Here is a 1,887-nt window from a genome sequence, read left to right on the forward strand (position 1 = left end):
GGCGGCACCGTGTCTCCCGCTGGCACCACCGCTGTCACCGAGGGCGAGTCCTTCACCCTCACCATCACCCCCGACGCCTACTATCATGTGGAGTCCGTGGTGGTCAACGGTGAGACCGTCACCGTCACCGACAACACCTACACCCTGGACAGCGTCACCAGCGAGACCACCATTGAAGTGACCTTCGCTCCCGACGTCACCCGCGACGACCTCCAGGCTCTGGTGGACGCCGCCGACGGCAAGGTGGGCGAGTGGTACACCAGCGGCTGGGATGCCTACGCCAAGGCCATTGCGGACGCCACCGAGCTGCTGAAGGAGGAGAACCCCTCCGTCTCCGCTCTGGGCGAGGCCAAGACCGCCATCGAGACCGCTCTGGCCGCTCTGGTGGAGCGTGAGCAGTACACCACCGAAGATCCCTTCTACTTCCCCAACGAGAAGGGCGTGTCCGTGACTCTGGAAGCTGAGTTTGCTCAGCTGCACAACGTGGAGCTGGCCTCCGACGGCCAGTGGGCTCTGTGTGTGGCCGAGGCCGACTGGGCCAGCCACGGCGAGTTCATCAACTGCCTGAACCAGCAGGACACCATCTCCTTCCCCTATGAGGCCAAGACTGCTGGTACCTACACCGTCACCGCCACCTACCGCAGCGGCGACACCAACAACTCCCTGGCCTGGAGCGAGCCCGACGGCAAGATTGCCTCCGGCACCGTCTCCGCTGGTGCTGGCGACAGCGCCACTCAGACCCACACCGTCACCTTCGAGATCGAGATCACCGAGGCCGGCGCCGGCACTCTGGTGTTCACCGGTCCCGACAAGAAGTCTCCCCAGCTGGACAAGCTGGTCATCGAGCTCAAGGAGGCCGCTGAGCCCCAGCCTGAGGAGTACACCGTCACCGTGAACACCCAGGGCGAGGGCACCGCTACCGCCGAGCCCACCACCGCCACTGCCGGCACCACCGTGACCCTGACTCAGGCCGCTGCTGAGGGCTGGCACTTCGTGGAGTGGCAGAGCGAGACCGTCACCGTCACCGATAACACCTTCGTGATGCCCGAGGGCAACGTCACCGTCACCGCTTTGTTTGAGAAGGACGAGACCCCCGAGCCCGGCGATGTCAACAAGACCCTGCTGGAGAAGACCGTCAAGTACGCCGATACCCTGTCCACTGAGGGTGTCACCGACACCGCCAAGAAGGCCTTTGAGGACGCTCTGGCCAACGCAAAGACCGTTCTGGCTGACGCCGACGCCACCCAGGACGAGGTCAACGCCGCTTGGAACCAGCTGCTGGAAGGCATCTGGGGCCTGGGCCTGACTCAGGGCGACAAGGAGCTGCTGAACCTGACCATTGAGCGCGCCGAGGACATGATGGCCAACGCCGACAAGTACATGCCCGACCACTGGCAGGATCTGGAGGACGCTCTGGATGCCGCCAAGAAGGTGGCTGAGGACGGCGACGCCATGCAGGAGGACGTGGACAAGGCCGCTGGTGACCTGCTCAACGCCATTCTGGCCCAGCGCTACAAGGCTGACAAGTCCATCCTGGAAGGTCTGCTGGCTGAGGCGGAGACCGTGGACACCACCGGGGCCAGCGAGGTTGCCGTGGCGACCTTCCGCACCGCTCTGGCCACCGCCCGGGCCGTGATGGCTGACGCCACCCTGTCCGAGGACGATCAGGCCAAGGTGGACGAGGCCGCCGCCGCCCTGAAGGCCGCCATGGACGGCCTCACCGCTGGTGGCGCTCCCGAGACCACCGACAAGCCTGAGGCCTCTGAGAAACCTGAGACCACCGACAAGCCTCAGGCCACCGAGAAGCCCGCTGAGAAGCCTGCTCAGACTGGCGACTCCGCTCAGCTGATGCTGTATGTGGCCGCTCTGGGTGCCGCTGTGGTGGCT

General features: G+C 65.3%; 1 pseudogene. It reads left to right on the top strand.

Features of this window, described 5'->3' with window-relative positions:
- Positions 1-1,887, top strand: a pseudogene (locus tag B5F12_RS12230) (FIVAR domain-containing protein); the annotation flags it as partial.

It is taken from the genome of Pseudoflavonifractor sp. An176, from assembly GCF_002160435.1.
Taxonomy (GTDB): Bacteria; Bacillota; Clostridia; order Oscillospirales; family Oscillospiraceae; genus Enterenecus; species Enterenecus faecium.